At 65.2% G+C, this 15,157-nt stretch carries 15 protein-coding genes; 8 read left to right on the top strand and 7 right to left on the bottom strand.

What is annotated here, in order from left to right; all coding sequences use genetic code 11:
* Positions 1–198: 198 nt before the first annotated feature.
* From G4G28_RS01040 to modA, 3 genes are all read right to left on the bottom strand, one after another.
* On the bottom strand, positions 199–684 hold the full coding sequence (locus G4G28_RS01040) for an SRPBCC family protein (RefSeq protein ID WP_182990524.1): 486 nt from the start codon (positions 682–684) through the stop codon (positions 199–201).
* Positions 685–754: 70 nt separating this feature from the next.
* Positions 755–1,453 (bottom strand): molybdate ABC transporter permease subunit, encoded by a 699-nt coding sequence (gene modB, locus G4G28_RS01045; RefSeq protein WP_182990525.1) that lies wholly within the window; start codon positions 1,451–1,453, stop codon positions 755–757.
* On the bottom strand, positions 1,450–2,220 hold the full coding sequence (gene modA, locus G4G28_RS01050; protein WP_182990526.1) for a molybdate ABC transporter substrate-binding protein: 771 nt from the start codon (positions 2,218–2,220) through the stop codon (positions 1,450–1,452). The genes modB and modA overlap by 4 nt, the downstream gene beginning before the upstream one ends.
* Positions 2,221–2,289: 69 nt before the next feature.
* Here modA and G4G28_RS01055 point away from each other — a divergent pair, with 69 nt between their 5' ends.
* Together G4G28_RS01055 and G4G28_RS01060 are read left to right on the top strand one after the other, a co-directional pair.
* The gene (locus tag G4G28_RS01055; protein ID WP_182990527.1) at positions 2,290–4,371 is read left to right on the top strand and encodes a UvrD-helicase domain-containing protein; all 2,082 of its coding nucleotides are present in this window, start codon (positions 2,290–2,292) and stop codon (positions 4,369–4,371) included.
* 41 nt (positions 4,372–4,412) lie between these two features.
* Positions 4,413–4,619, top strand: coding sequence for a SlyX family protein (locus G4G28_RS01060; protein WP_182990528.1), 207 nt, complete (start codon positions 4,413–4,415; stop codon positions 4,617–4,619).
* A 308-nt stretch (positions 4,620–4,927) separates the two neighbouring features.
* Here the strand turns inward: G4G28_RS01060 and G4G28_RS01065 are convergent, their stop codons facing one another.
* Genes G4G28_RS01065 through G4G28_RS01070 form a run of 4 tightly spaced genes read right to left on the bottom strand, consistent with a single transcriptional unit; the run spans position 4,928 to position 7,161 of the window.
* Entirely contained in the window at positions 4,928–5,818 is an 891-nt protein-coding gene (locus tag G4G28_RS01065; protein ID WP_308602580.1) for a GMC family oxidoreductase N-terminal domain-containing protein, read from the bottom strand.
* A complete protein-coding gene (locus G4G28_RS27820; protein ID WP_308601576.1) occupies positions 5,700–6,125 on the bottom strand; it encodes a hypothetical protein in 426 nt (141 codons plus the stop codon). The genes G4G28_RS01065 and G4G28_RS27820 overlap by 119 nt, the downstream gene beginning before the upstream one ends.
* Entirely contained in the window at positions 6,106–6,240 is a 135-nt protein-coding gene (locus tag G4G28_RS27825; protein WP_202033869.1) for an FAD-dependent oxidoreductase, read from the bottom strand. The genes G4G28_RS27820 and G4G28_RS27825 overlap by 20 nt, the downstream gene beginning before the upstream one ends.
* A 6-nt stretch (positions 6,241–6,246) precedes the next feature.
* Entirely contained in the window at positions 6,247–7,161 is a 915-nt protein-coding gene (locus tag G4G28_RS01070) for an alpha/beta hydrolase (RefSeq protein ID WP_229507833.1), read from the bottom strand.
* Positions 7,162–7,403: 242 nt separating this feature from the next.
* Here G4G28_RS01070 and G4G28_RS01075 point away from each other — a divergent pair, with 242 nt between their 5' ends.
* The 6 genes from G4G28_RS01075 (at position 7,404) to G4G28_RS01100 (ending at position 14,988) form a co-directional block, all read left to right on the top strand.
* The gene (locus G4G28_RS01075; RefSeq protein WP_229507834.1) at positions 7,404–8,447 is read left to right on the top strand and encodes a DJ-1/PfpI family protein; all 1,044 of its coding nucleotides are present in this window, start codon (positions 7,404–7,406) and stop codon (positions 8,445–8,447) included.
* Between the two features lie 54 nt (positions 8,448–8,501).
* Entirely contained in the window at positions 8,502–9,494 is a 993-nt protein-coding gene (locus tag G4G28_RS01080) for a GlxA family transcriptional regulator (RefSeq protein WP_183107949.1), read from the top strand.
* Between the two features lie 186 nt (positions 9,495–9,680).
* Positions 9,681–11,822 (top strand): M3 family metallopeptidase, encoded by a 2,142-nt coding sequence (locus G4G28_RS01085; RefSeq protein ID WP_229425363.1) that lies wholly within the window; start codon positions 9,681–9,683, stop codon positions 11,820–11,822.
* A gap of 298 nt (positions 11,823–12,120) precedes the next feature.
* Complete coding sequence (locus tag G4G28_RS01090; protein ID WP_182990531.1) at positions 12,121–14,259, top strand: M3 family metallopeptidase; 2,139 nt, start codon at positions 12,121–12,123, stop codon at positions 14,257–14,259.
* A gap of 219 nt (positions 14,260–14,478) precedes the next feature.
* Complete coding sequence (locus G4G28_RS01095; RefSeq protein ID WP_182990532.1) at positions 14,479–14,691, top strand: VF530 family DNA-binding protein; 213 nt, start codon at positions 14,479–14,481, stop codon at positions 14,689–14,691.
* Between the two features lie 12 nt (positions 14,692–14,703).
* Positions 14,704–14,988, top strand: a complete 285-nt coding sequence (locus G4G28_RS01100) for a DUF4404 family protein (RefSeq protein WP_182990533.1) — start codon at positions 14,704–14,706, stop codon at positions 14,986–14,988.
* Positions 14,989–15,157: the final 169 nt, after the last annotated feature.

Below are 15,157 nucleotides of genomic sequence, written 5' to 3' on the forward strand. Positions count from 1 at the left end.
CCCCGGGTCCACGCGGTATCGCCGCTCGCGCAGAGGTATGGCGGGACAACGCGACCTTGAATGTGCTGCAAGAAAGCAGCCAATGAAACGCGTATTCCGGGTCCGCGTGGGCTCGGGGCGCCCACCCTTCCACAGCACGGTTCCGCTTCCGTCCACGCGTTCGACGCACCTCAGCGCACCTCAGCGCACCCGAGCCGTTCAGTTCAGATAACTCGCATCGAGCTTTCCGGCCGCCGCCATCTGGCGCAGGATGCGCACCGTGTCGAGGTCCGCTTCCTGGTAGGCTGATTTCTTGAATTCGTCGTACATCTTGTTGGCGGCGTCGACATGTTCGCCGGTGCCGTCGTCGTAGCTGAAGCGCACGTAGAGGCGGCCTTCGGCGGGGCACTCGATCGTCATGGTGAGGAGGGATGCCTGGATCTCGCCCTGGGCCGGCACCTCGTAGCGCACTTCCTGCAGCGGCGTGAGCAGGACCGTGTCGAGCACCACCAAATCGCCGTAGCGCAGGCGGCGCTGGAAACTGCCCGACTCGCGCTCGCCGATTTCGCATTCGTCAAGGTGCGGCACGAACAGCTTCGGCGATTCCGCGCGGATGACCAGGCCGCGCCACAGTTGCTCGCGGGTGATGGTGTCCATCAGCGGGTTGAGTGGGTCGTTAATTTCAATCAGGTGTTCAAATTTCATTGTTCGTGCTCGTGTTCGTGGGCGCGTGGCCGAAGGGGCGATGGTAACCGATCGAATCGGTGGGGGAAGTCTAGTTCGATAGCAGGATCGCGTTCTGCCGTCGTTGCAGGAAGGCGATCCCGACCAGTATGGCGAAGGAAATCGCCAGCAATACCAATGCATATGCGTGCGCAGCGCCATAATTCAACTTCTGCGCTTCATCGTAGAGCGCAATCGAGGCCACCCGCGTCTGGCCCGGGATATTCCCACCCAACATCAGCACGACGCCGAATTCGCCCATCGTGTGCGCAAAGCTGAGCGAGACGCCGGTGAGAATGCCGTGCTTCGACAGCGGCAGCACGATGGACCAGAAGGCCTGCCGGCGCGTCAGGCCCAGCGCCAGCGCCGACTGCACCATCTCGCGCCCGACGCCGCGAAACGCCGCCTGGAAGGGTTGCACCGCGAAGGGCAGGCTGTAGAGCACGGAGCCCGCCACCAGGCCGGCAAACGAAAACGGCAACGGATGGCCGAAGGCCTTCAGCCAGGCCGCACCGACGGGTTGCGTCGGCGCCATCAAGGTCAGCAAATAAAAGCCGATGACGGTGGGCGGCAGCACGATGGGCAGGCTGACCAGGGTTTCAATGAAGATGATCCCGCGCATCCGGCTGTTGTTGAGCCAATTGGCCAGCGGAATGCCAATCACCAGCAGCACAATGGAGGTAACGGCCGCCAGGCGCAGCGTCAGGCCAATCGCGTCCCACAGCTCGGGCGGGAACTGCCAGTCGGTCATTCGCGCGTGCCCGTCGACAAGGCGAAACCGTTGCGCGCCAGGATGGCACGTGCCGCGGGGGACCCGAGAAAGCGCACGAAGCCGAGCGCATGCGGATTGCCGGCGCCGGCCCGGGTGACGATGGCGCCTTGCTCGAGCGGGGCCAGGCCGTCTTGCGGCATCAGCGCAAAGCGGCCGACGCCCTTCAGTTTGGTGGCGTGCAGGGTGGCGTACGAGACGATGCCCACCTGCGCATTCCCCGTCTGGACGAACTGGGCCGTTTGCGCGATGTTTTCGCCAATCACGAGTTTCGGCTGCACCTTGTCCCAGAGGCCATCGAGCTCCAGTAAGGCCTTGGCGGCGCGGCCATACGGTGCCGTGGCAGGGTTGGCAATCGCAACGCGTTTTACACGGGCATCCGCCACCAGGGCGGCCAGGCCGCGGTGCGGGTCGACTTGCGGGTCGAGCGACCACAGTGCCAGGCGGCCGATCGCATAGGGGGTCAGCGTGGCGCCATCGGCGGCGCCGAGCTTGGCCAGTTCGCGCGGATAGTCCATGTCGGCCGAGAGCAAGACGTCGAACGGGGCACCGTTGCGAATTTGTGCAAAAAAGTTGCCAGACGCACCAAGCGATACCTTCGGCTCGACGTCGGGCGCGGTTTTGCGGTACGCGGCGACGAGTTCATCGATACAATAGCCGAGATCGCTGGCGGCAGCGACCAGTAGCGGGCGCGCCAGCGCCGGCAGGGTCAGCATGCTTGCAAGCAACAGAATAAGCACTTTTTTCATGCCGAACATTGTAGCGCGCAGCCCTGGCGGCTTCGCTACAATGCTCGGCTGCCTTCAAGAATATTTCCCATGTCCAATGCACCAAAGTTCGGCCTGAACGGGCCGCAAAGCGAAGCCGTGCTCTACCTCGACGGCCCCTGCCTGGTGCTGGCCGGTGCCGGCTCGGGCAAGACGCGGGTGATCACGCAAAAGATCGCGTACATGATCGAGCACTGCGGCTACGATCCGCGCACCATCGCCGCGCTGACGTTTACGAACAAAGCCGCGCTCGAGATGCAGGAGCGCATCGCCAAGCTGCTCAAGCAGCCCAAGCAGGCCAAGCAGTTGACGGTGTCCACCTTCCACTCGCTGGGCGTGAAAATCCTGCGCCAAGAAGCGGCTGGCGTCGGCCTGAAGGACAAGTTCTCCATCATGGACAGCGACGATTGCTACACCATCGTCTCCGACCTCGCGCTCACGACCGACAAGCAGGAAGTGCGCCGCATCCAGAATGCGATTTCGCTGTGGAAGAACGGCCTGGTGGATCCGGACGACGCGATCAAGCAGGCCAAGGACGAGGACGAAGCCCAGGCCGGGCGCGTCTACCGCAGCTATGTCGCCACCCTGCAGGCCTACCAGGCGGTCGACTTCGACGACTTGATCCGCCTGCCGGTGGAACTGTTCCGCAACAATGACCCGATCCGCGACCGCTGGCAGAGACGTTTGCGCTACCTGTTGATGGACGAGTACCAGGACACGAATACCTGCCAATATGAACTGGTGAAACTGCTGGTGACGGGCATCGGCAAGAAGCCGATGTTCACGGCCGTCGGCGACGACGACCAGGCCATCTACGCCTGGCGCGGCGCCTCTGTCGAAAACCTGAAAACGCTGCAGACCGATTTCCCCGACCTGCGCGTGATCAAACTCGAGCAGAATTATCGGTCGACCACGCGCATCCTGCAGGCGGCCAACGCCGTCATCGGCAACAACCCGAAGCTGTTCGAGAAGTCGCTCTGGTCCGAGCATGGCCTGGGCGAGCCGATCAAGGTACTCGGCATGCAGAACGACGACCAGGAAGCCGAGCAGGTTGCGATCATGATCTCGGCGGACCATTTCCAGCGCAAGAACAAGTGGTCGGACTACGCGATTCTTTATCGCGGCAACCACCAGGCACGCGTGATGGAGCAGGCCTTGCGCAAGGAGCGCATTCCCTACACCATGTCCGGCGGCCAGAGCTTTTTCGACAAGGCCGAAATCAAGGACATCATTGCCTACCTGCGCCTGATTGCGAACCAGGACGACGATCCTGCCTTCATCCGCGCCGTCACCACGCCCAAGCGCGGCGTCGGCATGGCGACCCTGGAAGTGCTGGGCGAAGTGTCGAAGCAGTGGAACTGTTCGCTGTTCGCCGCCGCCAGCAAGGGTGGCCTGGAAGCGCGATTGCAGGACCGACAATTGCACCCGCTGCGCGACTTCTGCCGCTTCATCGACGACCTGGAAAGCCGTGCCACGCGTCCCGGCCCGTCCGGCAGCGGCGACCATGCCGCCGAAGTGCTCGACGACATGATGAAAGAAATCAATTACGAGCACTACCTGTACGAGGGCTTCGATGACCGCGCGGCGCAAGCCAAGTGGCAGAACGTGATGGAGTTCACCAACTGGCTGAAGGAGCGCGGCCGCGGCGGGCGCGAGCGCGACGGCGAAGAGAAAAACCTGCTGGAACTGACGCAGATGGTGGCATTGATGTCGATGCTCGAGGGCCAGGACGAGGAGCAGGATGCGGTGCGCATGTCGACCCTGCACGCCTCGAAAGGGCTGGAATATCCGCACGTGTTCCTGGTGGGCGTGGAAGAGGGCATCCTGCCGCACAAGGGCGACCCGGACGATGCGGTCGAAAAGATCGCCGCGCGCATCCAGGAAGAGCGGCGCCTGATGTACGTCGGCATTACGCGCGCCCAGCGCACGCTGCAGATCACCTGGTGCAAGAAGCGGAAGCGCGCCGGCGAACTGGTGCACTGCGACCCTTCCCGCTTCATCAAGGAGATGGCCCTCGACGAGGGCATCGCCGCGCCCCAGGAATCGGAAATCATCAGCCCGAAGGACCGCCTGGCGAGTTTGAAGGCGCTGCTCAACACGCCGAAGCCGGACGCCACCAAGCTGATGTCATAATGCGGCCCACCTATTTGCCAGACATCTCAACAGGAAGCGCCGTGGAACACGAAGACCGTTTTGTCGATATCGAAATCAAGCTGGCGCACATGGAAGACCTGGTCGACACCTTGAACACCACCGTCTACCAGCAGGCGCGCCGCATCGACCAGCTCGAGGGCATCGTGCAGCAGCTGGCCGAGCATGTGCGCACCTTGCGCGAAGCGGGGCAGCAGATGCCGGTGAACGAAAGGCCGCCGCATTATTGATGGGGTTGTAGGGTGGGTGCGGCCGGCGAGGCACTCGTGCCCACGCTGTCGTACCGTCGTGCGCCGCATGGATAACCCAGGATCGGTGCGTCCGCGTTCAATGTTTCAATCGTTCCGATCCGCACGCGCTGTACCGCGTGGGCTCAAGAGCCCACCCTACCTAACCACCTGGCACCGTAGGGTGGAGTCCTGACTCCACGCGGTCGTACCGTAACGGGCCGCACCGTTAATTGACATCGGCACGTCTCCATCTCGATGCTTTTTATATGCATCGATACGCACGCCCCGTACCGCGTGGAGTCAGGAGCCTAGGCGGCCCCCTCCGCCCTACGTGTAGCGGCTAGCGAGCTTCCTAGCCGCTTGCCCAGGCACAGCAACGTGAGGGTGGGCGGCAAGCCCCAGGGCTCCGGAATCACGGACGCGTCGCACACGTACAGCCCGGGCGTGGACGTCTGCAAATCGGCGTCGACGCCTTCCCCGATGCGCACGCTGCCGCCCGGGTGTGCCGCGAAATGCCAGGATTTGAAGATGTGATGCGCGCCCGCTTCGCGCAGGATCGCCTTCGCCATGCCGACGCCATGGGCCAGCTTCTTGCGGTCGCTGTCCGCCAGGGTCTTGTCCGCCCAGCGCGGCCCGACGCCACCGCCGATCTCGTCGCGGATCTTGACCATCATCGACAGCGTCCGCTTGTGCGCGAACAGGCGGTCAACGCGGCCGACCTGCGCCGCGAAGGCCGCGTACATCGGTTGCGGCAAGGTCAGGTCGGCCAGCGCGATGCCTTCCTCATGCAGGGACAGGCCGGCCGCCATCGGCACTTCGGCACCGCCGTCGATGTCGTCGACGCTGCCCATCACCGCCACCACCGGGTCGCTGAAAAAGGGAGAGCAGCGCGGCCCCAGGCCGGAGGCATGCAGCAGGCGCGGGCTGCCCAGGCCACCTGCCGCAAGCACGACGACCGGCGCCCGCACCGCATGGACCTTCCCCTGCACCTCCACCTCGACGCCGGCCGCGCGGCCATTCTCCACCAGCACGCGCAGTACCCGCGCACGGTCGGCCAGATGCGCGCCATCGCGGCAGGCTTCAATGATGAAGTCGCGCGCCGTCCACTTGGCGCCGTACGGGCAGCCGTACACACAGCGCCAGCAGCCGGCGCGGCAGGACGCGGGCCGGATCATCTTGTCGAGCTTGCGCCACGCCAGGCCGAGCGCGCGGGCCGCCGCCATCATGCGCGCCGCCATCGGGCCGACCAGCTCGTCGGGCGGGGGGCGCCAGCGGCAGGTCGGCGCGCAGTGCCGCCAGCGCCGGTTCCAGGTCGATGCCATGGCGGGCGAACAGCGCCTGCGGCGGTGGCGCGGCGGTGGCGAAGTTGATCGCCGAGCTGCCGCCCAGCGTGATGCCGGCCACCAGCAGCGAGGCATCGCGGTGCAGGTAGGCGCCCTTGCCGGGTACGGCGGCGACATGGCCGCCATCTGCGTCACCGTGCCCGTCAGGGCTCGGCGCCGCCACGCTCGAGCACCAGCACGCGCAGGCCGCCCCGTGCCAGTTCGCGCGCGGTGCTGGCGCCGCCCGGGCCGCTGCCGACGACGATGGCGTCACACGAGAGGGGGAGGGCGGCGGGCATGGCTGGTCACTTCTTCGAAGGCAGGACCGAACGCAGGCCGTGCGTCACCACGAGCGGGAACACGCTGGCATGGTCCTCGTCGGCAAACACCTTCATCTGCATGCGCAGGCCGGGATAGCGGTGCGATTTCAAGGTGCCGTGCAGGTCCTGCAGGTCGGCCACCATGTCGGCCTCTTCCTCGGCGCGCGAGCGCTTCTTGCCGGGCGCAAGCCGTTCGAGGCCGCCGATGCCGAAGAAGACGCTGGCCGGCAGGTCGCGGTGCCGCTCCGAATAGACGTTTTCGCGGTCGAACATCACGCCGCCGTCGTACCACAGCGAGGGGCTGCCGAGAATGTAGTGTTCGAAGGTGCGCGGCTCGGTGAGCAGGATCTGCAGGCCGAGCAGGCTGCCGTAGGAATGCCCGACGAAGAATTTGCGGCCCATGTCGGCGCGGTAGTGTTTCGCCACCAGCGGCAGGACCTGGTCCTTGAGGAAGCGCGCATAGGCGGCCGCTTCGCCCAGCGCGACTGGCCGGCCGGGCATGTCGGAGCGGTAGTCGTGCTTGCGCGGCACCGACGGCGTGTAGTCGCGGCGGCGGCTGTACACGCCGGTATCGCCCTGGGCATACGACAGGCCCACCACGATGGTCTCTTCCATGCCCGCGTGTTTGGTCAGGCGCTGGGCGATGCCGCGCACGATGGGAAACGCATAATTGGCGTCGGTGACGAAGACGACCGGATAGCGGCGCGTGGTATCGCGGTAGGAATCGGGCAACGCAACAAACACCTGGTAGTCGCGCTTGAGCGCCGGCGCGCGCACGTCGCGCACTTCCGTGTTCTCCAGGACGTAGGGCCGGGGCGCGGCCGGGGCTGGCGGTGCGGATGCCGCGGCCGCCGCGCTACCAGCCCAGGACAAGACGATGGCAAAGCAAAGCGTTTTCAATGGTGACTCCGTGGTGGCGGCAAACCATGCCCGGAGCGTGGAACGGGGCTGGCGCACTGCGCCCGATTATAGCTTCGGGCTTCCTGTCCCTTCGTTCCGGAGGGTAGCCGTGCGTGCGGCCAGGCTGGTATGCGTGGCGCATCGGCGCAGATGACAGCATTGGCAGGAATTGACCGTTTTATGTCATTTCGCCACGCCTGCCGGCCCGGATAATCCCGATACGTCAACCCGAGGATCATCCCATGCGCCATCTGCTGTTCGTCCTGTTGCTATGTTGTCAGTTCGCCGCCGCCGCGGTCATTGCCCCCTACGAGGCGCGCCCGGGGCGCGAGCAACCCGTGGTCGCCGTCGTCGGTTTCAATGGCGGCACCGAGCTGACCGATTTCGTCGTCCCGTATGGCGTGCTGGCGTGGGCCGGGGTGGCGCAGGTGCTGGCCGTCGCCACCGGACCCGGCCCCCTCATGATGCGGCCGGCCTTGCGGCTCCAGCCCGACCTGACGACCGCGCAGTTCGACACCCGCTTTGCCGACGGTGCCGACTACGTGATCGTGCCCGCGGTGGTCAAGCCTGCGGACACGGTGCTGGTGGCCTGGATCGCGGCGCAGGCGGCCAAAGGCGCCACGGTGGTCAGCATTTGCGACGGCGCGCTGGTCGTGGCCAACGCCGGCCTGTTCAAGGGGCGCCATGCCACGGCCCACTGGGCGACCGCCTCCTACCGCAGGCAGCACTATCCGGATACGCACTGGGACGAGAATGTGCGCTATGTCGCCGACGGCAAACTCGTGTCCAGCGCCGGCATCAGCGCCGCGCTGCCAACGGCGCTGGCGCTGGTCGAAGCGATCGCCGGGCATGAACGCGCGGCCGGGTTGGCGCGCGAAATCGGCGCCGGCGACTGGAGTCCGGCGCACGACAGCGGCGTGTTCCGCCCGCGCTTCGGCGTCAATCTGAGCGCCTACCTGACCGGTTATGCCAACGGCTGGTTCCATACGCCCGAGCGGGTCGGCATCCGGGTGGCGGACGGCGTCGACGAAATCACGCTCGCCTTTACCGCCGATGCCTGGGCGCGCTCGAAGCGTAGTCGGGTGCTGGCGGTGGCGAGCGCAAATGCGCCGCTGCGCTCACGTCATGGCTTGACGATCCTGCCCGACCTGGAGGCGGGGGCGGCGGACGCGCCGGAGATGCTGGACGCGAGCGCGTTGGCAGTTTCTCCAGGCCAGGCCCGGCACGCGCCCTCGATGCGCTGGCCGGGCGCTATGGCCGGCAGACGGCGCGGCTGGTCGCGCTAGAATTCGAGTATCCACAATATCGCTAATGCGCCGCTGATGCGCCGGGCCTGCCTCATGTCATCGAAACCCACCCTGCGTGTCGTCCTGCTGGCCTACGACGACATGAACCTGCTCGACCTCTGCGGCCCCCTGCAGGCGCTGGCCACCGCCAGCCGCCGCCATGCGGGAAGTGGCAAGCCGCTCTACGAGACGGTCGTCGCCTCCGCCGCCGGTGGCCTGATCACGACCAGCGCCGGCCTGCCACTGATGACGGCTGCCATAGCGGACCTGGATCACCTGGCCATCGACACCCTGATCGCGCCAGGAGGCTGCAAGGGCCAGGACTTCTATGCGCCGCCGGCGCTGGTCGACTGGATTGCCCGCCGTGCACCCGACGTGCGGCGCATCTGCTCGGTCTGCACCGGCGCCTTCCTGCTGGCCGCGGCCGGGCAGTTGCAGGGCCGGCGCGCCGCCACCCACTGGGAATGGGCCGAGCGCCTGCGCCGGCGCCATCCGCAGGTCGAGGTCGACGCCGACCGGATTTTCGTGCGCGATGGCGCAGTATGGACCTCCGCCGGCGTCAGCGCCGGCATCGACCTGACGCTGGCGCTGATCGAGGAGGACTACGGGCACCAGGTCGCCATCGAAACGGCGCGCCAGCTCGTCATGTTCGTCAAGCGCAGCGGCGGCCAGTCGCAGTTCAGCGTGCCGCTGGCGGCGCAGGCGCGCGAAGGCGGACGCTTCGACGCGCTGCACGCCTGGGTGGCCGCCAACCTGCGCGAACAGCTGACCGTGGAGCGCCTGGCCGAGCAGGCGGGCATGGGGGCGCGGACCTTTGCGCGCAGCTATGCCAGCCAGCTGGGACGCACCCCGGCCAAGATGGTGGAAGCGATGCGCCTGGAAGCGGCCTGCCGCGCACTCGAGAACACCGCGCTGCCGCTGAAAACGGTGGCTGCCAGTAGCGGCTACGGCAGCGAGCAGAACCTGCGGCGCGTGTTCCAGCGCCAGCTCGGCGTCAGCCCGGGGCAGTACCGCAGCCGCTTTTCCGGCCATGCCGGCACTGCCTAGCATCCGCCGCCCGCCCGCTGCGACAGACAGCAGGAGCCCCCGAGCAGGCGCGCCGGAGCTGTCTATACACTTTTGTATGCAGATTGTTTCATGGTGATTGCACGACAATAAAGCCTGCTATGATCTGGCGCGCACCTGTCGGCGGCGATCGTCGCGGACAGCCTTTTCGAGTTCGTGAGAGAGACCATGAAACGACCACAAATGCTCATCATCGCAGCCAGCCTGGCGTTCGCCGGCGCGGCCTTTGCGGCTACCCCCGCGGCACCTGCCGGCGCCACGCTGGACGCGTCCAACCCGTTCGCCAAGCCGAGCGCGCTGCCGTTCAACTACCCGGCCTTCGACAAGATCAAGGACGAGCACTTCCTGCCGGCCTATGCCGCGGGCATGCGCGAGCAGCTGCGCGAAGTGGCAGGCATTGCCAATAACCCGAAGGCGCCGACGTTCGACAACACCATCGTCGCGCTGGAGCGTTCGGGCCAGATGCTGTCGCGCGTGGGCGCCGTGTTCTCGAACCTGCAGACCGCCAACACGAATGACCGCCTGAATGCCATCGACAGCGAAATGTCGCCGAAACTGGCCGCCCACAACGACGCCATCTACCTGAACCCGAAACTGTTCAAGCGCGTCGAAACGCTGCACGCCAAGCGCGCCAAGCTGGGCCTGGACGCCGAGTCGACCTTCCTGCTCGAGCGCTACTACAAGGAATTCGTGCGCGCCGGTGCCAGGCTGTCGAACGCCGACAAGGAAAAGCTGAAAGCCTATAACGGCCAGATCGCCAGCCTGCAGTCGGAGTTCTCGCAGCGGGTGCTGAAGGAAGCGAATGCCTCGGCACTGGTGATCAACACCCGCGAAGAGCTGGCCGGCCTGTCGGACGCGGAAATCACGGCTGCCGCCACGGAAGCGAAGAAGCGTGGTTTGGACGGCAAGTACGTCCTGACGATCGCCAACACCACCATCCAGGCGCCGCTCGCGCAGCTGACCAATCGCGCCGTGCGCGAACGCCTGCAGGCGGCCTCGATGAACCGCGGCTCGCGCGGCGGCGAATTCGACACGCGCGAACTGGTGCTCAAGCTGGCCAAGCTGCGCGCCGAACGCGCCACCCTGCTCGGCTACCCGAACTACGCCGCCTATTCGCAGGAACTGGAAACGGCGAAGAACCCGGCCGCCGTCAACAAGCTGCTGGCCGAACTGGCCAAGCCCGCGATCGGCAACGCGAAAAAAGAAGCTGCCGAGATGCAGAAGATCGTCGATGCCGAGAAGGGAGGCTTCCAGATCGCCGCCCATGACTGGGCCTTCTACACCGACAAGGTGCGCGCGGCCCGCTACAACTTCGACGAAAACCAGCTGCGTCCGTATTTCGAACTGAATAACGTGCTGCTCAACGGCGTGTTCTTCGCGGCGAACAAGGAATTCGGCCTGTCGTTCAAGGAGCGCAAGGATCTGCCGGTCTACGACCCGGACGTGCGCACTTTCGATGTGATCGATGCCGACGGCAAGCAGCTGGCGATCTTCATCTTCGACCCGTATGCCCGCGCCAACAAGCAGGGCGGCGCCTGGATGAACGAATACGTGTCGCAGTCGCACCTGCTGGGCAAACACCCGGTGGTGGCCAACCACCTGAACATCCCGAAGCCGCCCGCTGGCGAGCCGACCCTGATGACCTATGACGAAGTGCGCACCGCCTTCCACGAATTCGGTCACGCGCTGCACGGCATGTTCTCGAACGTGAAGTATCCGCACTTCTCGGGTACGAACGTGCCGCGCGACTTCGTCGAGTACCCGTCGCAGGTCAACGAGATGTGGGCGATCTGGCCCGAGGTGCTGTCGAACTACGCCAAGCACCACAAGACCGGCGCGCCGATGCCGAAGGAATTGCTGGACAAGGTCGTCGCTTCCAAAAAATTCAACCAGGGCTTCATGACCAGCGAATACCTGGCCGCCTCGCTGCTCGACCAGCGCTGGCACCAGCTGACCCCGGCGCAGGTGCCGACCGACGTGCTGGCCTTCGAGGCGCAGGCGCTGAAGGAAGCCGGCGTCGACTACGCTCCGGTGCCGCCGCGCTACCGCACGACCTATTTCTCGCACTCGATGAACGGCGGCTACTCGGCCGGCTACTACGCCTACCTGTGGAGCGAAAAGCTCGACGCCGACACGGTCGAGTGGTTCAAGGAAAACGGCGGCCTGTCGCGCAAGAACGGCGACCACTTCCGCAAGACCCTGCTCTCGCGCGGTGGTACCACCGAGGCGATGAACCTGTTCCGCGATTTCCGCGGCCGCGATCCGATCATCGAGCCGCTGCTGGAACGGCGCGGGTTGACCGGGCAGTGATTGCCGGCGCGGGCTGCGGCCTGCGCCAACAATGATCATCGTTCCGCGTGGGGCGGAGCTGGGAATTCGGGCAGCATGCTGCCCGCCAGCGAAGCGCCCTGCCCGACAGGGCAGGGCCCGGAGTGCCCACCCTACAAATGCGACCGTAGGGTGCGCACCCCGTGCGCACGCGGAAGCCGGCATCATGCTGGCGCCTTTAGACACCGAAAACGGTCGCGCCTCGTTGGCGCTTCAAGAAGTGCACCCACGCCTCCGTAAGACATTCACTCTTCTGCAACATAAAACCACACGAGACACCATGAACCGTCCCCACATCCTCCTGATCGCCGCGGCCAGCGCCGCTGTCGCCAATTTCGCCGTCGCCGCCCCCACGGCCCCGGCCTCGCAACTGGAAGCCTCGAACCCCTTCGCCAAGGAGAGCGCGCTGCCTTTCCACTACCCGGCCTGGGACAAGATCAAGAACGAGCATTTCGCCCCGGCCTATGCCGAAGGCATGCGCCAGCAGGCCGCCGAGATCGAGAAGATCGCCGCTAACCGCGCCGCGCCAACCTTCGACAACACCATCGTCGCGATGGAGCGTTCCGGCCAGCTGCTCAACCGCGTCGGCAGCGTGTTCAACACGCTCACCGGTTCGTACACCAACGACACCCTGATCGCCCTCGACAAGGAACTGGCGCCGAAGCTGTCGGCCCACAGCGATGCGATCCGCCTGAACCCGAAACTGTACGCGCGCGTGAAAGCCCTGTACGACAAGCGCAACAAGTTGGGCCTGGACGCCGAATCGAAGTACCTGATCGAGCGCTACCACACCGATTTCGTGCGCGCCGGCGCCAAACTCTCAAGCGACGACAAGCAGAAGCTGAAAGCGATGAACGGTGAACTGGCCGCGCTGTCGACCCAGTTCGCGCAGAACGTGCTGAAGGAAGCGAATGCGTCGGCACTGGTCGTCGACACCCGCGCCGAGCTGGCCGGCATGTCGGACAAGCAGATCGACGTCGCCGCCCTTGAGGCAAAGAAGCGTGGCCTGGACGGCAAGTTCGTGCTGCCGGTCGTGAACACCACCCAGCAGGCGGCCCTGTCGGTATTGACCAACCGCGCCACCCGCGAAAAGCTGCTGGCTGCATCGCTGGCGCGCGGCTCGCGCGGCGGTGAATTCGACAACCGCGAGGTCGTGCTGAAAATCGCCCGCCTGCGCGCCGAACGCGCCACGCTGCTGGGCTACCCGAACCACGCCGCCTACAACCTGGAAGACCAGACCGCGAAGACCACTGGCGCCGTCAACAGCCTGCTGGCCGAATTCGCCAAGCCGGCCGTGAACAACGCGCGCAAGGAAGCGGCCGAAATCCAGAAAGTGATCGACGCCGAGAAGGGTGGCTTCCAGGCCGCCGCCCATGACTGGGCCTTTTACAGCGACAAGGTGCGCCAGCAGCGCTATGCCTTCGACGCCAGCCAGCTGCGTCCGTATTTCGAACTGAACCGCGTGCTGCAGGACGGCGTCTTCTTCGCCGCCAACAAGGAATTCGGCATCAGCTTCAAGGAACGCAAGGACTTGCCGACCTATGACGCCGATGTGCGCGTCTTCGACGTGTTCGACACCGACGGCAAACAGCTGGCGATCTTCACCTTCGACCCCTACGCGCGCCCGATCAAGCGCGGCGGCGCCTGGGCCAATGCCTGGGTGGCGCAATCGAAACTGCTGGGCACGAAGCCGGTCATCGCGAATAACCTGAATATTCCGAAGCCGGCCGCGGGCGAGCCGACCCTGCTGACCTACGACGAAGTGCGCACGATGTTCCACGAGTTCGGCCACGCCCTGCACGGCATGTTCTCGGACGTGAAATACCCGCGCTTCTCGGGCTCGCGCGTGCCACGCGACTACGTCGAATTCCCCTCGCAGGTGAACGAGATGTGGATGGCCTGGCCGGAAGTGCTGGCCAATTATGCGAAGCACTACCAGACCGGCGAGGCGATGCCGAAGGAGCTGCTCGACAAGGTGCAAGCCTCGCAGCAGTTCAACGAAGGCTTCCGCACCACCGAGTACCTGGCGGCGTCGCTGCTGGACCAGGCCTGGCACCAGCTGTCCCCTAACCAGATCCCGACCGACGTGCTGGCCTTCGAGGCTGAGGCACTGAAGAAGGCGGGTGTCGACTTCGCGCTGGTACCGCCGCGCTACCGCACCACCTACTTCTCGCACACCTTCTCGGGCGGCTACTCGGCCGGCTACTACGGCTACCTGTGGGCCGAGAAGCTCGACGCCGATACCGTGAACTGGTTCAAGGAACATGGCGGCCTGACCCGCAAGAATGGCGATCACTTCCGCAAGAGCCTGCTCTCGCGCGGCGGCACGCTCGATGCGATGCAGATGTACCGCAATTTCAGCGGGCGCGATGCGCAAGTGCAGCCGTTGCTGGAGCGTCGTGGGTTGACTGGTCAGTAATAGTTGCATGACGGTGGCGGATTGTTTGCCACCGTCGCGAATGCATTGATGTTGTACCGCGTGGGCACGGGTGCCCACCCTACGTTACGCGACGGCCAGTGGCTGCGGCATAACGTAGGGTGGGCTCTTGAGCCCACGCGTTTTTTCGTGTGCACGCATACCCCCACGAATCCGGTGTATAAATCACCGGGTTCCCACCATGAAAAACAAAGCCCAGCGATGAGTGTTCAATCCCTCCACGGTATTACCTTAGAATCCCTGTTAACCCGCCTGGTCGAGCACTATGGCTGGGAGGGACTCGGCCGCCGGATCGACATCAATTGCTTCCAGAAAGACCCGAGCATCAAGTCGAGCCTGAAGTTCCTGCGCCGCACGCCGTGGGCGCGCGAGCAGGTCGAGCAGCTGTACCTCGAGACCCGCTTCACCAACTAGAGCGAGAACGCCATGCTGAACGAGAACGATTCGAACCTGAAAGCGCACCTGAAAACCCTGCACCGCAGCCTGTCCGAGACCGACGAGGTCGACGAGGAGTTGCAGATGCTGCTGCGCCAGCTCGATGGCGATATCAAGCACGTGCTCGAGCGCCGCGCAGATGCCGACCTCGACGCCAACACCTATGGCCTCGGCACCCGCACCCAGGAACTGAGCGCCCGCTTCGCCGCGCGCCACCCGACCGTGTCCTCGGCCCTGAGCGAGCTTGGCAACATCCTGTCGAGCATGGGTATCTAGCCAACCGGCAAGGCAGCGCCACAACGCTGCTGCTGAGATGGCTTCTCAGCCACAAGTCATTGATATTCAAGCCATTTTTCGGACGGGAATGAGCCGGTAAAGCGGTTTTCCGGTAAAATACCGGCCAATGAACTCCCCAACCAATCTTTTCGCGAGCGTCCCGAAGCGC

The organism is Massilia sp. Dwa41.01b (genome assembly GCF_014171775.1).
Lineage (GTDB): Bacteria > Pseudomonadota > Gammaproteobacteria > Burkholderiales > Burkholderiaceae_D > Telluria.

Bases quoted from the DNA above. Each gene is read 5' to 3' on its own strand.
- G4G28_RS01040 (WP_182990524.1), bottom strand. From the start codon at position 684: ATGAAATTTGAACACCTGATTGAAATTAACGACCCACTCAACCCGCTG.
- modB (WP_182990525.1), bottom strand. From the start codon at position 1,453: ATGACCGACTGGCAGTTCCCGCCCGAGCTGTGGGACGCGATTGGCCTG.
- modA (WP_182990526.1), bottom strand. From the start codon at position 2,220: ATGAAAAAAGTGCTTATTCTGTTGCTTGCAAGCATGCTGACCCTGCCG.
- G4G28_RS01055 (WP_182990527.1), top strand. From the start codon at position 2,290: ATGTCCAATGCACCAAAGTTCGGCCTGAACGGGCCGCAAAGCGAAGCC.
- G4G28_RS27825 (WP_202033869.1), bottom strand. From the start codon at position 6,240: ATGCCCGCCGCCCTCCCCCTCTCGTGTGACGCCATCGTCGTCGGCAGC.
- G4G28_RS01075 (WP_229507834.1), top strand. From the start codon at position 7,404: ATGCGCCATCTGCTGTTCGTCCTGTTGCTATGTTGTCAGTTCGCCGCC.
- G4G28_RS01080 (WP_183107949.1), top strand. From the start codon at position 8,502: ATGTCATCGAAACCCACCCTGCGTGTCGTCCTGCTGGCCTACGACGAC.
- G4G28_RS01085 (WP_229425363.1), top strand. From the start codon at position 9,681: ATGAAACGACCACAAATGCTCATCATCGCAGCCAGCCTGGCGTTCGCC.
- G4G28_RS01090 (WP_182990531.1), top strand. From the start codon at position 12,121: ATGAACCGTCCCCACATCCTCCTGATCGCCGCGGCCAGCGCCGCTGTC.
- G4G28_RS01095 (WP_182990532.1), top strand. From the start codon at position 14,479: ATGAGTGTTCAATCCCTCCACGGTATTACCTTAGAATCCCTGTTAACC.
- G4G28_RS01100 (WP_182990533.1), top strand. From the start codon at position 14,704: ATGCTGAACGAGAACGATTCGAACCTGAAAGCGCACCTGAAAACCCTG.